This is a genomic window from Wolbachia endosymbiont of Anopheles demeilloni (genome assembly GCF_018491735.2).
Taxonomy (GTDB): domain Bacteria; phylum Pseudomonadota; class Alphaproteobacteria; order Rickettsiales; family Anaplasmataceae; genus Wolbachia.
Map to the genome: position 1 here is coordinate 1,153,774 of NZ_CP084694.1, position 15,380 is coordinate 1,169,153.

Genomic DNA, 15,380 nt, shown 5'->3' on the forward strand with positions numbered 1-15,380 from the left:
TTGTGAAAGACTTTAATATATTATAGCATAAGAAACTGCGAGCACATTTATATTTTAAATAATTTCTATACAATAAAAGTGTTGTATTAATTGTTACTGTTAGTGGGAAGAGTTTTTACTGTTAATGTGAATGAGTCCCTTTTTGATGTGCTGGTTCAGCACATATTTTCTGAATATGAAAGAGAAAAAATTCCCGAGATAAAGATCATACTTCCCTGCAAGAGGGATGTTATAGCATTGCTGAGTGCATTCAAGAATTACAGAACTATAATTTTGCCAGAGATAGTTTCACTAGAAAACATTGATGAAGAAGATTTAATATTAAATCTTGATAGAGTTAAAGTTATTAACCCGACAAAGAGAACGCTGCTACTCATTCAATTTATATTGGAGTGGAATAAAAAACACAATGATAGTTTTCCAATCGATCTAGTTTACAGTTTGCCGTCATTACTTCAATATACCCAAATAGCGGATTGTTATCAGCTTGATGAGCATTCGAAGAAAATGGAGAATTTCATAAACTTACTTATCAAAACTTGGAGTAACACTTTAAAAAAATTAGGAGTAGTAGATATACTAAAGCATAAGAGTGACTACATAAACAATATTATAGCCTCCCTGAAGAAAGATCAGCATATAATCTTTATTGGAATTGGAAAGGAGGAGATTTATAAATTGTTGATTAAAGCTGTATACGACCTGCCATTTGGAAAGATAATTTTACCTAATCTGAATTTGAAAATTAAAGAGAAAGATTGGCAATCACTTGATAAAAAACATTATCAATATTGCCTGAAAGATCTGCTCGATTATTTAAGTATAGGCAGAGAGGATGTAAGTTTTCTGCCAGAAGCGTGTTCTGATGTCATTCCAGTGCCCAGACACTCGGATCCAGAAAACTTAACTTTAAATGAGTGCACCAGGTGGCTGTACAATAGAAACTGGATTCCAGTGTCAAGCACTGGAATGACATCATCTACTACTCAAATTACCTGCAAATTACAATGTTCGTACACTAAAAATCAGAGGGCTGGGATGACAGGCAGTCCTGAACTAGATTATGTCTTTGATACAACTGCCGATCTAAGTAAAGTTAGTAATGGATATATTGGCAATATTGAAGTCATCACTTGTGATTCCAGAGAGGAAGAAGCACAGGTGACGTCACTAATTATGGAGAATGAAGGTTATGAAAACGTTTCTTTGTTTGTTTTTGATAAATTACTTGAAGTTCGTATGGTGTGCCCCATATCAAAAAACTATTCTTATGAGACGCTTCTGCTTTATAGTATTGAGATTTTGAATTCAAAATGGAACGGTGTGGCATTGCTTTCTCTTCTTAAACATAGGCTAGTGACTTTTGGTTACGCTCAAGAAGAGTACACTCGTATTTTATCTGAGTTTGAGATAGAAGTATTGCGTAGCTTTGATATAAATGGTCTTAAGGATATTATCAACGCTATTAGTACTTGTAAAAAGCTAAGATATAAAGAAGATATATTAATTATTATCAGTAGATTAGAAACTATATTTAATCTTTTACTTAATCTTATAAATTATCCTATTTCTGATATGGCAGCAGCTCATTTACAGTGTGTTAATGTGCTTTCTAATGTGAATTTTCTAGAGCTAAATGGTGAAATAGGTAATTTTACTCGTGATTTCTTAAATGCATGTGACGGTATAGCAATTGAGTGTTCCTTAGAGTTATATAGTCAAATTCTGATATTATTTTTAAAAAGGAAGTTTTTTTCTCCAGAAAATAACTTTGATAAATTTAGCTTATATCAAAATAAAGTTGTAATACTTGCTGGATTTAATGATATACCAAATTTTCAGAATCCGTTTTTGAGTGCACTGAATAGAGAAAAATTTAACCTTCCTTCTGTGCAAGAAGAGCAAGGGTACTTTTTGTATACTTTGCGAAATTTATTTGGTGCCGGCAAGGTTTATATTACGAGGCTAGTGAGTGATAGAAAATCAATTCTATTGCGCCGTTTGGAAATTCTGTTACAAGAACCAAAATATCCTTATCGCAATTGGCTAAGAATATTAAATACACCTGAGTGCATTGTTCCATGTACTCAGCCTATGCCAAAACCTCAAGCCAAAGTCAGAGAAGAAAAAATGCAAGTGATGTCTTGCAGTGCGGTAGAAAAACTGATTCGTAACCCTTATTCATTTTATGTTGAATACATACTGAACCTTAGACAGTTGAAAGACTTAAATTTTAAGCCATCGATATTGGAGTTTGGCACTATGGTACACAATATTCTTGCAAGATATTTACGCAACGAAAAGTCGCTGATGAGTATTGTACGAGAAATATTCTCGTCTAATCGATTCCACTTTTCAAATATGTGGTGGGTAAGGTTGCAGAGGATAATTCAATCTTTTGTTGAGTTTGATAGGACTGGAAACAATCAAATTGAGTTGGAGAAGAGCTTTTCCTATCCGATATTTCATATTCCAGAGCGTGACACACAACTGCGCGGATGCTGTACAACTTCCACTAAGAAGAAGGGTGTCATCCCAGTGCTTGACTACTTGGATCCAGAAAATTTGATTGGAAATGAACACATCAGACAATTGTGTAATAATAGCTGGTCAGATACTCGAATGACAGAAGAAATTTTATTGACAGCAAGATGTGATAGAGTTGAGTATCTACCAGGTGGGCAAGTAGCAATTATAGACTATAAACTTGGTTCACCACCTTCCAATGAGGAAGTTATGTCAGGATTTTTCCCGCAATTAATTTTACAAGCTTTAGCAGTGGAATACACAACAAAAAAAGAAGTCTCGGAGCTTGCTTATTGGAAACTTGATTATGATAAAATAAAGGTTATTGCTTTGAAAGATTATAGACAAAAAATGCATGAATTTCAGAATATTCTACCAGATTTCTTATCTAATTATTTAAGAGATACTACTCCTTTCATTGCCTCTCCTTATTTTGATAAATTCATGAGATTTAACATCTACAAACAACTAGAAAGGATAGGGGAGTGGTTATAAATTATATCTCCTCTCATCCAGATCAAAATAGCTGGTTGTACAGCTGGTTTACTAAGTGCAGTAGGAGAATTACTAGATTGTGATATAGACTCATCTTTGCTAGACTTAAATAACCATAAAAAAACACTAAAAAGTGATTCAATCAATTTTAGCCATTAAAACTTGAATAGTGGCTAAAATAGCTTTAAATTGTATATTTTTTTAGGAGGGGTATATGCCATCACAAAAACAGCTAAATGCGCAGCTAATTGATGCTGCTAAAAAAGGACAGCTAGATTTTGTTCAGCAAGCTATACAGGATGGAGCAATTATTAATACAATAGATGATGATTATGGGAGAACTGCTTTAATATGGGCTGCTGACAATGGTCAACTAGAGATATTACTATACTTGATAGAAGAGGGAGCAAATGTTAATGCAGAATCTCCGGGAAACATAACTGCTCTAATTCATGCTGCTGCCCATGGTCATCTTGAGGTAGTATAACTTCTAATAGCAAATGGAGCTGATTTAAATGTGAAACGTAAAGGTCAATTCTCTGCCCTAACATATGCTATTGTAAATGGCCATACGGAGGTAGCAAAGCTTCTAATTAGATATTATTTAATAGCTAATCTTGATATGTCAATACCTCGCTTGCCTCTTCCTACTTGTATACCAGAGTTATCATCTTATTGGTATGACTGTAAGGATGAGCTCAATAAAATGAAGGAAGAAGATAGTGAATTATATAATTTTCTTGTAAGTAAGAGAATTAATGAACAGGTAAGAATTTGGACAGAGAGTTAGACAATACAAAATATTTCACAAGATAGATTAAATATAGAATACTCAATGTATGCTTAAGATTTAACAGATAAACTAGAATTAGTGATATTTTTTCTTAACAACAGGGAAATAATCAATTCTTTATCGCGGTATTATTAAGGTAAGAATTCAAACAATTGATCAGGTAAAAAGGCTACTTGATCGTTTCACAAGAGAACATGTAGAGCTTGAAGTAGAAATTGTTCCAGCACAATTAAACTTTAATACTCAAGAGTTACAACCCCATAAACTAAAAACATTATCATTTGCACAAATGATTAACAATCATGCAGGATTATTTTCAGCTGCCAAAAATGGTCAATTAGAAACAGTAAGATACCTGATAGAAAAACAGAAAGAAGATATTAATTCAACAGATCGCTATGGCAGAACTGCTCTAATGTGGGCTGCTGGAAGTGGCTATTTAGAGGTAGTAAAGTACCTGATAGAAACAGCAAAAGCAAATGTTAATGTGAAAGATGGCTATGAAAACACTGCTCTGAATTATGCTACTAGAAACGTGCATTTAGATGTAAAAGAATATCTAAAAAGTCATATACAAAAAGAACTGCGGAAGAAATACGTCTGCATTGGCGTGAATGGTGCAATAGGTTATGTTGCCGGTATGACAATATCATGTTCTGTGGGAGCAGTGATTGCAGTTTGTGCAGCATCAGCGACCGTTAGTCTAGCGTTAGGTGCAATGTTGGGTTATATGATTGTAGAAGTAAAAAAAGAGAAAGCAAACACAGGTATAGCTTCTGCGCTTAAAGATGTTTTCACTATTCAAGCTCTAAGTAGAATAGCCTTATAGAGATTGAAAGTAGGTTTATTGCTTAAGGTTGCATGATTGCCTTAATAACAATAAAAAAGTAATAGAAGTAAAAGATATGGCTTGAAAATTTTCTACGGTCTGGACTAAAAATGTCTCAACTTGACACTGAAATACAATTTGATTTAACTAATCATATATGTAGGTAATGTCAAACACTAGAATGAGGAAATATGGATAAAAAAGTTAGAATAGAATCAGATAGCTTAGGAGAAGTAAAAGTACCAAGTGAACATTACTGGGGAGCGCAGACTCAGCGTTCTTTGGAAAATTTCAAAATTGGTACAGAGAAAATGCCAGAGTTTCTGATTAAATCGCTAGCAATAGTAAAACTTGCAGCAGCACGTGTTAACATGAAACAGGGTAGCATAGATAATAGAGTAGGGGATGCAATCTGCACAGCGGCACAGGAGGTAATAGACGGTAAATTTAATAATCAATTTCCGCTTGTTGTTTGGCAAACCGGGTCTGGAACTCAGACTAACATGAATATGAATGAAGTGATCAGCAATCGTGCAATAGAAATTTTGGGCGGTGATTTAAGTAGTAAGTCTCCAGTGCATCCAAATGATCATGTAAACTGTGGTCAGTCATCAAATGACACTTTTCCAACAGCAATGCATATAGCAGTAGCAGAGCAAATAAACCGCTTGCTTATTCCCAATCTTGAAGAATTATATAAAGCGCTAAATAATAAGGTTCATGAATTTAAAGATATAATAAAAGTAGGGCGTACTCATCTGCAAGATGCAACTCCTCTAACACTTGGGCAGGAATTTTCTGGCTATGCAGTTCAGATTAAAAAGGGAATAGAGAGAGTAAAGTCAACTCTAAGCAATGTATATGAACTTGCACAAGGTGGCACTGCAGTTGGCACGGGAATCAATACTAAAAAGGGTTTTGCTGAGGATTTTGCTAAAGAAGTGGCAAAAATCACTAATTTTCCATTTATTTCAGCAAAAAATAAGTTTGAAGCACTAGCAGCAAATGATGCTTTAGTTGAGCTCAGTGGAGCACTCAATACAGTAGCAGTAAGCTTGATGAAAATTGCAAATGATATAAGGCTACTTGGTTCTGGTCCAAGATGCGGAATTGGAGAAATAATGTTACCAGAAAATGAGCCTGGCTCTTCAATCATGCCGGGTAAGGTGAATCCAACTCAATGCGAAGCGGTGACTATGGTATGTGCTCAAGTTATGGGAAATCATGTTGCCGTGACAATTGGTGGCTCAAATGGTCACTTTGAATTGAACGTGTTTAAGCCGGTGATAATTTATAATGTTTTGCAGTCTATAAGACTTTTAGCTGATGCAAGTTTAAATTTTGCAGAGAAATGCGTAGTTGATATTAAAGCAAACGAAGAAAGAATAAAGGATTTATTAAATCAGTCATTAATGCTAGTTACTATATTAAATACGCATATAGGATATGACAATGCAGCAAAAATAGCGAAGCTTGCTTATAAAGAAAATATCACTCTAAAAGAAGCAGCAGCAAAACTTCAACTGCTCACTGAGGAGGAGTTTGAAAGGATAGTGAAACCAGAGGAGATGGTAGATTAAACTATCACCTTTTTTTGTCCTTAGTTATTGTGGTAATATGTATGGAACTTTGCTGGTTGCTCTACATATACCTCTTCTAAATCACTTAGAGCGTGGTCATTGTGATTAAAGCCATATCTCTTAACCATTTCATCTAGTGTAACAGAGCTTAGAGAGAAACTGAACTCTGGCAATGGATTCACATTTGAGGATTGCAGACTAGTTAATGGCTCTTCGCCATTTATTTGAGAGTCTAGGAAAGTTAGCTTACCTTCCAGGCTAGTATATTTTTCTGGCACTGCACTATCATTAACTATTGAATCTTCTGGTACTATATTGCAGAATTGATTATGGAATTCAGCAAAACCCTCAAATGAAGGTACTGATATGCATTGGCGCTTTGCTGGTGGCTCCACTGTGCATATTTCTTCTAATTCACATTCTGTAAGACTATTATACGCTGTAAAACATAAGTCTTGTGATCGCTGTTTTCCAGTTATTGAACGAATTATTTGGCTATATAATTGATTCTCTTCAGCTCTTTTTCTTTTGTTTACTAACGGTTCATTTTCATAAGAAAAGTCTGGTCTACTATCAAATGTATGTTCAACAACAGTTTCCTCGAATGCAGGAGTTATAGGGGATAAATTTAACTCTGGCAAATCATCCACAATTAAGGATTGCAGATTAGTTACTCCATTTATCAAATAGTTATAATAAGACTCTGGGGATAATTGCTCACCTTCTAGGCTATCTGATATATTCTCATTCGACGTTAAACTACTACTAATTGTTGAATTTTCTGTTACAGTATTGCGGAATTGATTATCGAATTCAGCAAAATCTGGAAATGGAATTACTGTTTGGCTACATGATTTATCCTCTTTGTCAGAAGAAAGTTCTAATCTAGTATCAAATTGATGTTCAATAACTGTTTCCTCGAACACAGGAGATATAGGAGAGAAATGTGCTGCTGGCAAATCATCTCTGTTTTGTATTAACGGTTTATTGGAGTTTTTAGTTCTTAAATTGTTTACACTCTCTTTATTATTTAAATAAAATTCCCTTAGATCCTATTCATAATCTTTTCAGAAGCAAAGCAGCGAAAGCAAGAACGACCATTTGCAGGCTAGTGTTGAGTTTCCGCTCGCAATTTTTCCAAAGTCGCCTACATTTTTGCAACCAGGCAAAAGAAGATCTCTCAACATTGTCCTCTTCCTGCAAGACTTCAGATCTGCTACAATAATCTCAAACTTTCCTCGACTTATATCACTTGGATATAAACTTCCCATATCCTACTTTATCCTCTCATTCTATCCCTTTTTTGAGATCATGTACAGTCTCTTAGGGTATACTTAGCTTTGACAGTTGATTTTGTTTTCAAATGTACTCTATAATCTTCTTTTTGCTGAATATTTAGTTGACCAAATAGAATTTTAAATAAAGCCTCTTCAGGACTAATAACATAGAGTGTATTGAAAGCAGACTCGTTATCCTTTTGGAGTAACTTCTTGAAGATTTTAAGTGCTCCTTCCTTCTCTAACACATTTAGTATACTGGCCATAGCTGTAGAGCTTTTAGGCCTTACTTTAACATGCTCTATATATTCATTTTTATGGTTAGTGCTAAGGTTATTAAATGCCTTTCTAAATTTATTTGTTTGGTGAGAGTAAGCTAACTTGTTTAAATTTTTCACCACTTCGTCGCTTATACTACCATGCATTTCTTTACCACCATCAAAGTTAATATATTAATATTACATGAGATTTAATGATAAAATCAATATAAAATATTTAAAAATTAATTATTTTTATTATAAAAACAGGAATTCTATTAATTGTTTTCCTGATTTGTGTCTGTTTTGCTTTCTATAGCTAATCCAAATTAGGTTTACCGAAGCAAATTTTATGAATAATTTAAGTTAGCGCGTAACGCTGGAATCCAGATTTTTAGCTATGGTCAAGCCATAGGATGACAAATTGGACCCCAGACTATGCAAGAAATCTAAGGCGAATTATCTTTTATGGTCTGTATTTGTTTTTTCTACTTTCGTGACAGGAGTTAACAATGGATTATCAATTTGCTTTAAACTTTCACTTGCGCTTTGGTCTTAATTTGAAAAGAGCTTATTTTGTTGTTGCCCTTCATCATTTGAAGTGCTTTTTTGAGCAATTCCTTTTATATTCTCTACACTCTTTATCTTACCAAAAGTTTTTTGAATATTTTCTTCAGAAAACGTACCAAAAAGCCTTCTTCTTTCTTTGAGTCTTGAGCGCCCATGCCTTTCTGCTCAGAAACTTGCTTAGTTTTCTGCAATGGTTTATCATTATTATCTGGTTGCTTGTCAATATTTGATGTATCTTTAAGCTTTGTCATGCCTACTATATAAAAGCCTATACTAAAATAAGTATACTAGGTAATTATGTAAAAATTATTAACGTAGAAGCTTTATTATCAAAATATTATTTACTTATTAGTTTAAAATACGTCACAATATAAAAATGAAAAATAGCCGATTAGCGGTAGTATTCGATTGGGATAATACCTTATTTGACACTCAAGATAATATTTCTAATGCCATTCAGCATACCTTGGATTCAATGGGGTGCAGCAACAAAGTTGCTGATAGAAACTCTAATGAATCAAGAAAGAGCTACATGGTCAATTTGTTTGGTGATAAGTGGAAAAAAGCGAACCAGATATATCAAAAATACCTAGATAATGCATTGTTACAAAATATTACTCTGAATGAAGGAGTAGAGAAAATACTGCAGACACTGAAAAGCCACAATATTTACCTAGCGATAGTTAGCAATAAGAAAAATACTAATTTACGTCAAGAAGTTGCCTATTTAAAACTAGATTCTTACTTTGAAAGAGTAGTTGGCTCATGTGATACTGCAGAAGATAAGCCATCTGCAACTCCACTGCTATTTGCACTAGAGGAGAGTACGCTACCTGTAAATAGAGAAAATGTGTTTTTTGTTGGTGACAGCATCACAGACATTCTATGTGCACAAAATGCAAATTGCTTACCTATTGTATACGGACAATCAATAAGAGGTTATGAAGATTTGTTATACTTTCAACATTTTAATAAACTTACAGAATTCATAGTAAAGTATTTGAAAGATAAGTGGTAATGACAGAGATCGCTAGTGTACACAGGCGCTTTTGCGCATATTTAATAGATGTAGCAATTTTATTAATTCCAACCTTACTAATTGTGTTGTCATTAGGGGATTTTCCATTAATTTTACACCTGTCATACATGTGTATAAATTGTGGCTACTTTACATATTTTATATCTTCAACAGCTCAAGCAACTCCTGGTCAACAGTTAATGAATATATATACTATCACTTTAGATAGTTCTAAAATAGGTTTGAGCTTAGCATTTGATCGCACTATCTCTCAGTTTTTCCTTCCTATGCTAAATAATTCAATTATCACCTTTATCAAACTTTTTCAAACATCAGTAAATGCTTTAAGTACACTAGAAGTGATTATAGTGATCCTTACCTTCAGTTGGTATTTAGTTGCTTGCTTCTCTCAGAGGAAACAGGCATTTCATGATGTGCTATTTGATACGATTGTTGTGAGAAAAATGAATTGATGTTGCCTTGATTGTTATGTAGATTACATTGGTATATTAGCTAAAGAAAGGTTATGAATAAAGAAATAGTAGAACATTTAAATAAATTACTTACAAATGAGCTGACTTCTGTACGCCAGTATCTTTTGCATTCTGCGATTCTTAAAAATAGCGGAATCAATAAACTTGCAGAAAAGATGAGAAAGGAGCTTAATGAAGAACTTGAGCATGCAAATAGGCTGGCAGAAAGAATTTTACTGCTTAAGGGCATGCCAAATTTTCAAGATACAAATAAAATCTCAAAGTATGAAGGAAAGTTCACAAAAGATACAATGCAGAAAATCTTAGAAGATAATTCTAACTTAGAAGAAGAAGGTATCAAGGGCATCAAAGAGGCAATTTCCGTTGCTGAAAAAGAAAAGGATTTCGTGAGTGTAATGTTATTAGAAGGACTACTGAAAAATGAGGAAGAGCACTTACATTGGATCAAAGGACAGATTGACCTTATTGAGCTTATGGGTATTGAAAATTACTTGAGAACACAAATATAGAGTGTTAAGAAAAACAGTATTTATTTTCATTATACCTTTTTTACTTCTTTTTTCACTCGGGTTATGGCAGTTATTTAGATTGAGCTGGAAGAATAATATTATCAAAAATATGGATCTTCCAGTTATTCACCTACTGCCTAGTGATAATCTTTCAAAATTTAACTACAGAAACGTTAAAATCGACGGAATTTTAAGTGATATAGAACTATATGTTTTCGCAGGTCAACGTGGCTATCATGTGCTGTCTCCTATATTGCTTATCACTGGACATTACATGTTAGTGAATAAAGGAATAGTTAGAGAAAAAAAAGAAGAAAAAGCAAAAATTGAAAAAGTAGCTTTGAGTGGAGTTTTATATTGTGATGGTAGCAAAAATTGGTTTATCAAAAATGATATTGCTTCAAATACGTGGTTTACCTTAAGTACAGAAGAAATCTCCAATGATCTAGGTATTAAGCTAGAAAAATGTATATTTTGGCAAGACAATTTTGGTGGAAAATTAACTATACAGCCAATTAAGCATTTGGAGTATGCAATTACTTGGTTTGCACTTTCCTTTATTTGTCTCATTATGTGCGTATTTTACTGTAGGCAAAATAGATATAAGTTGTAGGGAGGCAGCATGGAAAAAGAAGAGCTACAAATAGAAAAAATGCAACAAAGAGGAAGTAAATACTTATTACAAGAATTAATTGTATGTCAGTATTGTAAATCCATTTATTATGGAATGAGTAATGCTAAGGGAGGAAGAAGTTATTATCGTTGTCCTGGAAACCGTTTTGATGAATGTAATAGCAGACCAATACGCGCGGATATACTAGAAGAGGTAATATGGAAAGAAGCGAAGATGGTAAGAGAGCATATAACGAAGGAAAAGTGTGATTTATCAGAGGTAGATTGGGAGACTAAATTTAATATAATTAGAAAGTTAGTTCAGCGTATTGAAATTGATGATGATAATGTAAATATGGTGTTTCGATTAAAAGAACTCGCTCTCGAAAGACAAAAAGAAGATATTCAACCTTGTACCAGAATTATAAAGAATGTAGTGCTATCAAATGCAATAGGAATGCATAAAGTTAGCAACGCCCTGGCTGCAATATCAGTTGCAGTGAAACTTGGAATTAGTGATGAAGAGATTAAAAAAGGTCTTTTGGAATTTAAAGGAGTAGCAAGGAGATTTTCTTTAATTGCCGATATTAAAGGTGTTAAGTTAATTGAGGATTATGCTCACCACCCAAATGAAATACAGGCAACCCTGGCATCAGCACGTTTGATCACTAAAGGAAAGGTAACAGGAATTATCGAGCCGCTTCGTTTTGCTCGTATTCGTAATTTTTTTGATGAGTTCGTACGAATTTTCATGATGTTTGATTATGTAATTCTCACTCCTGTCCATCCTCCAGAAGATAAGCCTATTCCTGGCTGTGGAATTGATGATATACAAAAAGCCTTGATCAGTAATGGGTTTAATGATGTGAAGATTATGAATGATGCTTTACTCATTTCACATTTTATTAGTAATTCGACAAGTTCAGAAGATGTAGTATTATTTATTGGTGCTGGTAGTAATATAGCTAAACTAGCGAAAGAAACTACGGTACTTATGCTAAAAGTAGAGGTTTAATATGAAAACGATCAGCAGTGTATTTGCAAGAGAAATTTTAGATAGCAGGGGTTACCCAACAATTGAGGTAGAAATTGAACTCTGTGATGGAGCAACGGGTAGAGCTGCTGTGCCTTCTGGGGCGTCAACCGGTAAACTAGAAGCATTGGAGCTGAGAGATCAGGATGAAAAAAGGTATTGTGGTAAGGGAGTGCTGAAAGCTGTTCAAATCGTAAACGGAGTGATAGTAAATGAAATTGTTGGCATGGACGCAGCAAACCAGAGTGCAATTGATAAAGTTTTAATTGAACTAGATGGAACAAAAAATAAATCTAAACTTGGAGCAAATGCAACTTTGGGTGTGTCTCTTGCTGTTGCAAAAGCAGCAGCAAACAGCTTTAAAATGCCGTTATATAAGTATTTGGGAGTAGGGGAAGAGCAGATGCCAGTTCCACTCATTAACGTAATGAATGGTGGAGTACATGCAGATAATAAACTCGATTTTCAAGAATTTATGATTCTTCCGGTTGGTGCTGAAACTTTCAGTGAAGCAATCAGAATATCTGCAGAGGTATTTCATAACTTGCGCAGCATTCTTAAGAAAAAAGGTTATAGCACAAACGTAGGAGATGAAGGTGGTTTTGCACCAAATATTGGAAGCACTGAAGAAGCTCTTAATTTGATAATTCAGGCTGTTGAATCTGCCGGTTATTCGATGAAAAATCACTTTGCACTGGGTCTTGATGTTGCTGCATCTACTTTTTATGAAGATGGAGTTTATAAATTTGAAAACAGAGAACTCACTTCAGAGGAATTGGTTCAGTATTATTTTGACCTTGTAGGCAAATATCCAATAATTTCTATAGAAGATGCAATGAATGAAGACGACTATGAAGGTTGGAAATTACTTACTATAAAACTTGGGAATAAAGTTCAATTGGTTGGAGATGATTTATTTGTTACAAATTGTGAACTAATAAGTAAAGGAATAGAGGAGAAAATGGCAAATGCTGTACTAATCAAGCCAAACCAGACAGGAACACTTACGGAAACTTTTGCTGCTATTGAAATGGCAAAATTAAATGGCTACAGGGCTATTATTTCTCACCGCTCAGGTGAAACAGAAGATACAACGATATCCCACATATCAGTTGCGTCGAATTGCGGGCAAATAAAGACTGGCTCGCTGTCGCGTTCTGATAGGCTTGCGAAGTATAACGAGCTAATGAGAATAGAAAGTTCATTAGGAGAAAATACTAAATATTATCGTGGGTTGGCATGGATTTCATAGATGAAGTTAAATTATATTTAAAAGCAGGTGATGGTGGCGATGGCTGCGCTAGTTTTCGTCGAGAAAAATTTGTTGAATTTGGTGGCCCAAACGGTGGCAATGGGGGCAGGGGAGGAGACATAATTTTCATCAGTGATGCAAATCTCAACACTTTGCTTAATTTTCGTTGTCGAAGACATATTAAAGCGAGTAGTGGAAAAAGTGGTACGAGTAGAGATAAATCTGGCACAGCAGGAAAAGATATTATACTTAAAGTTCCAGTTGGTACACAAATAATCGATGAAGAAAGTGAGGAAATAATAGTAGATCTTGATAAACCTGACATGGAATTTCAAGTAGTGAAAGGTGGAAAAGGTGGGCTTGGAAATACTAACTTTAAATCTGCTACTAATAGGGCACCAAGACATTTTACCCATGGTCAGCCTGGCGAAGAAAGAAATATAATATTGAAGCTAAAAGTTTTATCTGATGTTGGCATTATTGGTATGCCAAATGTAGGTAAATCTAAATTTTTAACCCGCTGCTCGAATTCTGATACGAAAGTAGGCGATTATGAATTTACTACTATAAGACCACATTTAGGTGTAGCAAAAGTGGATTATAGCGAAATTTTAATAGCAGATATTCCTGGAATAATTGCTGATGCTCATCTTGGAGTTGGGCTCGGACACAAATTTTTAAAGCACATAGAAAGGTGCAAAATTTTACTGCATTTAATTGATGTAACTCACGATGACATTATTTCAGCTTATAATTGTACGCATAATGAACTGAAGCTTTACAATAGCGATCTTGTTGAAAAAGAGGAAATTGTAGTGTTAAATAAATGTGATTTATTGGAAGAAACAGAAATCCTTGAGAAAAGGAATCACCTAGCCGGTTTTCTTGATAGAGAAGTACTGTGCTTATCAATCGACGATGATTTACAGCCCATTCTGATGTTATTAAATGAAAAAGTGAAAACTAAAGAAATTGATGTGTATGATCCTTTTAAGATGTGAATTTTTTATTTGACAGTTGGTCACTTAAGGTAAATCCGATTCTCTTAGTATATTAACCACTGCAAAAGACCTTTATACCAGCCTTAGCTATATTTACATTTGTAGATGTAAATTCCTGGCTTGGGTAACCTTGAATTTTCTTTAAGAATTTCGTATTGTCAATAAAGGCAACATCGTTATCAGACCACATTTTTTTATTTAGAACTGCTGCTAATTCATTTAGTGTAAGGTTAAATCTAATACCATCATTAGGGTCAAAAAATGTAAAATCATTGTTTCCATTCTTTCTTATTAACATAAAATGACCGTGAAATTGAGTTGTTGTTCTTTTAAAAATGCAGAACTTGATATAATTTCCGGAACCAATACTATTAATATCTTTTTCAAGTATTTCTTTTTTTATACAATAAGATCCACTACTACTATTATAATTGATTATTTTTAGTTGATTAGGATATATTAATATATTACAAGGATAAATTCCAAATAAAAATGCCAATGTTTTTTCGATTAAAGATGAGGTTTTTAATATGTGTGAATGTACTGTGTGTGTTTCTAGCTCACTGAGAATGTTTTCATATCTACTTTTTTCTGTAAGTTCTTGTGATGAGCCTATATCAAGTAGTAAATCGTGTTCAGTAACATAATTGCAAAGTATATCACATAACTCATCGTACTCTCTTTGAATTTTTGCAGTTAGGGGATATTTATAGTTACAGATTATATTCATTATGTCAGATTGTGAGAATTTTATATCTACTTTCTTTGCATAGGGATTGTTTATATCAAGTACATTTCCCAATCTGTTAATGTTGTTTCTAATAGCATAATACATTGAAAAAATACCAACCACAGCAGATAATAAAGCAACAACACATAGACTAATGATTGTAGGTAACGTTAAACTTAAGGAAATCAGAGGCGTTACTGATGCTATGAAAGCCACACTAGCTATTGCTAAGCTGATCAGAAGCTTAGTATTCCTTTTATTAAAGATTTTTTCATAGTATTTATATATTAGTGATAAAAGTTAATTTATTATAATATATAAAATGTCAATAGAAATATTATTAATAAGTTAATAATCTCTTTAACATAAGAAATAGAACTAGACGCTTAAAAAGCTTTTATCAA

The 15,380-nt window shown here is 33.7% G+C and carries 16 protein-coding genes and 2 pseudogenes; 13 read left to right on the forward strand and 5 right to left on the reverse strand.

The features are described from left to right. Window positions 1–102: 102 nt before the first annotated feature. The 6 genes and pseudogenes from JSQ73_RS06185 (at window position 103) to fumC (ending at window position 6,223) form a co-directional block, all read left to right on the forward strand. Window positions 103–3,021, forward strand: a complete 2,919-nt coding sequence (locus tag JSQ73_RS06185) for a WPE palindromic element domain-containing protein (RefSeq protein ID WP_214250216.1) — start codon at window positions 103–105, stop codon at window positions 3,019–3,021. Between the two features lie 214 nt (window positions 3,022–3,235). Then, entirely contained in the window at window positions 3,236–3,508 is a 273-nt protein-coding gene (locus JSQ73_RS06190) for an ankyrin repeat domain-containing protein (RefSeq protein ID WP_234301738.1), read from the forward strand. Then, window positions 3,509–3,556 (forward strand): annotated as a pseudogene (locus JSQ73_RS06805) (hypothetical protein); the annotation flags it as partial. It abuts the gene before it with no gap. Further along, window positions 3,539–3,811: a hypothetical protein gene (locus tag JSQ73_RS06195; protein ID WP_234301739.1), complete on the forward strand. Its 273-nt coding sequence runs from the start codon at window positions 3,539–3,541 to the stop codon at window positions 3,809–3,811. The pseudogene JSQ73_RS06805 and the gene JSQ73_RS06195, both read left to right, overlap by 18 nt. Window positions 3,812–4,103: 292 nt before the next feature. Further along, window positions 4,104–4,643 carry an ankyrin repeat domain-containing protein gene (locus tag JSQ73_RS06200; protein WP_234301740.1) on the forward strand — a complete coding sequence of 180 codons (540 nt, stop codon included), beginning with the start codon at window positions 4,104–4,106 and terminating at the stop codon, window positions 4,641–4,643. Between the two features lie 191 nt (window positions 4,644–4,834). Continuing rightward, complete coding sequence (gene fumC / locus JSQ73_RS06205) at window positions 4,835–6,223, forward strand: class II fumarate hydratase (RefSeq protein ID WP_214250217.1); 1,389 nt, start codon at window positions 4,835–4,837, stop codon at window positions 6,221–6,223. A gap of 20 nt (window positions 6,224–6,243) precedes the next feature. Here fumC and JSQ73_RS06210 read toward each other — a convergent pair whose 3' ends face one another. From JSQ73_RS06210 to JSQ73_RS06225, 4 genes and pseudogenes are all read right to left on the reverse strand, one after another. After that, a complete protein-coding gene (locus JSQ73_RS06210) occupies window positions 6,244–7,182 on the reverse strand; it encodes a hypothetical protein (RefSeq protein WP_234301741.1) in 939 nt (312 codons plus the stop codon). A 97-nt stretch (window positions 7,183–7,279) separates the two neighbouring features. Further along, window positions 7,280–7,408: pseudogene (locus JSQ73_RS06215) on the reverse strand (IS5/IS1182 family transposase); the annotation flags it as partial. Window positions 7,409–7,532: 124 nt separating this feature from the next. Beyond that, entirely contained in the window at window positions 7,533–7,925 is a 393-nt protein-coding gene (locus JSQ73_RS06220) for a hypothetical protein (RefSeq protein WP_214250082.1), read from the reverse strand. A 473-nt stretch (window positions 7,926–8,398) separates the two neighbouring features. Then, complete coding sequence (locus tag JSQ73_RS06225) at window positions 8,399–8,578, reverse strand: hypothetical protein (protein WP_234301742.1); 180 nt, start codon at window positions 8,576–8,578, stop codon at window positions 8,399–8,401. A 125-nt stretch (window positions 8,579–8,703) separates the two neighbouring features. On the opposite strand from JSQ73_RS06225, the gene JSQ73_RS06230 reads away from it, so the two are divergent. The 7 genes from JSQ73_RS06230 to cgtA are packed head-to-tail and all read left to right on the forward strand — an operon-like array spanning window position 8,704 to window position 14,246. Beyond that, window positions 8,704–9,345, forward strand: coding sequence for an HAD family hydrolase (locus tag JSQ73_RS06230; protein ID WP_214250083.1), 642 nt, complete (start codon window positions 8,704–8,706; stop codon window positions 9,343–9,345). Further along, window positions 9,345–9,818 carry an RDD family protein gene (locus tag JSQ73_RS06235; RefSeq protein ID WP_214250084.1) on the forward strand — a complete coding sequence of 158 codons (474 nt, stop codon included), beginning with the start codon at window positions 9,345–9,347 and terminating at the stop codon, window positions 9,816–9,818. The genes JSQ73_RS06230 and JSQ73_RS06235 overlap by 1 nt, the downstream gene beginning before the upstream one ends. A 53-nt stretch (window positions 9,819–9,871) precedes the next feature. Beyond that, the gene (gene bfr, locus JSQ73_RS06240; RefSeq protein ID WP_214250085.1) at window positions 9,872–10,348 is read left to right on the forward strand and encodes a bacterioferritin; all 477 of its coding nucleotides are present in this window, start codon (window positions 9,872–9,874) and stop codon (window positions 10,346–10,348) included. 1 nt (window position 10,349) lies between these two features. Beyond that, entirely contained in the window at window positions 10,350–10,961 is a 612-nt protein-coding gene (locus tag JSQ73_RS06245; protein WP_214250086.1) for an SURF1 family protein, read from the forward strand. Window positions 10,962–10,970: 9 nt separating this feature from the next. After that, window positions 10,971–11,975 (forward strand): glutamate ligase domain-containing protein, encoded by a 1,005-nt coding sequence (locus tag JSQ73_RS06250; protein WP_214250087.1) that lies wholly within the window; start codon window positions 10,971–10,973, stop codon window positions 11,973–11,975. Window position 11,976: 1 nt separating this feature from the next. Beyond that, complete coding sequence (eno, locus tag JSQ73_RS06255; RefSeq protein ID WP_214250088.1) at window positions 11,977–13,245, forward strand: phosphopyruvate hydratase; 1,269 nt, start codon at window positions 11,977–11,979, stop codon at window positions 13,243–13,245. Next, a complete protein-coding gene (cgtA, locus tag JSQ73_RS06260; RefSeq protein WP_214250089.1) occupies window positions 13,233–14,246 on the forward strand; it encodes an Obg family GTPase CgtA in 1,014 nt (337 codons plus the stop codon). The genes eno and cgtA overlap by 13 nt, the downstream gene beginning before the upstream one ends. Window positions 14,247–14,298: 52 nt before the next feature. On the opposite strand, the gene JSQ73_RS06265 is transcribed toward cgtA, so the two are convergent. After that, on the reverse strand, window positions 14,299–15,192 hold the full coding sequence (locus JSQ73_RS06265; RefSeq protein WP_214250090.1) for a hypothetical protein: 894 nt from the start codon (window positions 15,190–15,192) through the stop codon (window positions 14,299–14,301). Between the last annotated feature and the right edge of the window lie 188 nt (window positions 15,193–15,380).

Bases quoted from the DNA above. Each gene is read 5' to 3' on its own strand.
- JSQ73_RS06190 (WP_234301738.1), top strand. From the start codon at position 3,236: ATGCCATCACAAAAACAGCTAAATGCGCAGCTAATTGATGCTGCTAAA.
- JSQ73_RS06200 (WP_234301740.1), top strand. From the start codon at position 4,104: ATGATTAACAATCATGCAGGATTATTTTCAGCTGCCAAAAATGGTCAA.
- fumC (WP_214250217.1), top strand. From the start codon at position 4,835: ATGGATAAAAAAGTTAGAATAGAATCAGATAGCTTAGGAGAAGTAAAA.
- JSQ73_RS06220 (WP_214250082.1), bottom strand. From the start codon at position 7,925: ATGCATGGTAGTATAAGCGACGAAGTGGTGAAAAATTTAAACAAGTTA.
- JSQ73_RS06225 (WP_234301742.1), bottom strand. From the start codon at position 8,578: ATGACAAAGCTTAAAGATACATCAAATATTGACAAGCAACCAGATAAT.
- JSQ73_RS06230 (WP_214250083.1), top strand. From the start codon at position 8,704: ATGAAAAATAGCCGATTAGCGGTAGTATTCGATTGGGATAATACCTTA.
- JSQ73_RS06235 (WP_214250084.1), top strand. From the start codon at position 9,345: ATGACAGAGATCGCTAGTGTACACAGGCGCTTTTGCGCATATTTAATA.
- bfr (WP_214250085.1), top strand. From the start codon at position 9,872: ATGAATAAAGAAATAGTAGAACATTTAAATAAATTACTTACAAATGAG.
- JSQ73_RS06250 (WP_214250087.1), top strand. From the start codon at position 10,971: ATGGAAAAAGAAGAGCTACAAATAGAAAAAATGCAACAAAGAGGAAGT.
- eno (WP_214250088.1), top strand. From the start codon at position 11,977: ATGAAAACGATCAGCAGTGTATTTGCAAGAGAAATTTTAGATAGCAGG.
- cgtA (WP_214250089.1), top strand. From the start codon at position 13,233: ATGGATTTCATAGATGAAGTTAAATTATATTTAAAAGCAGGTGATGGT.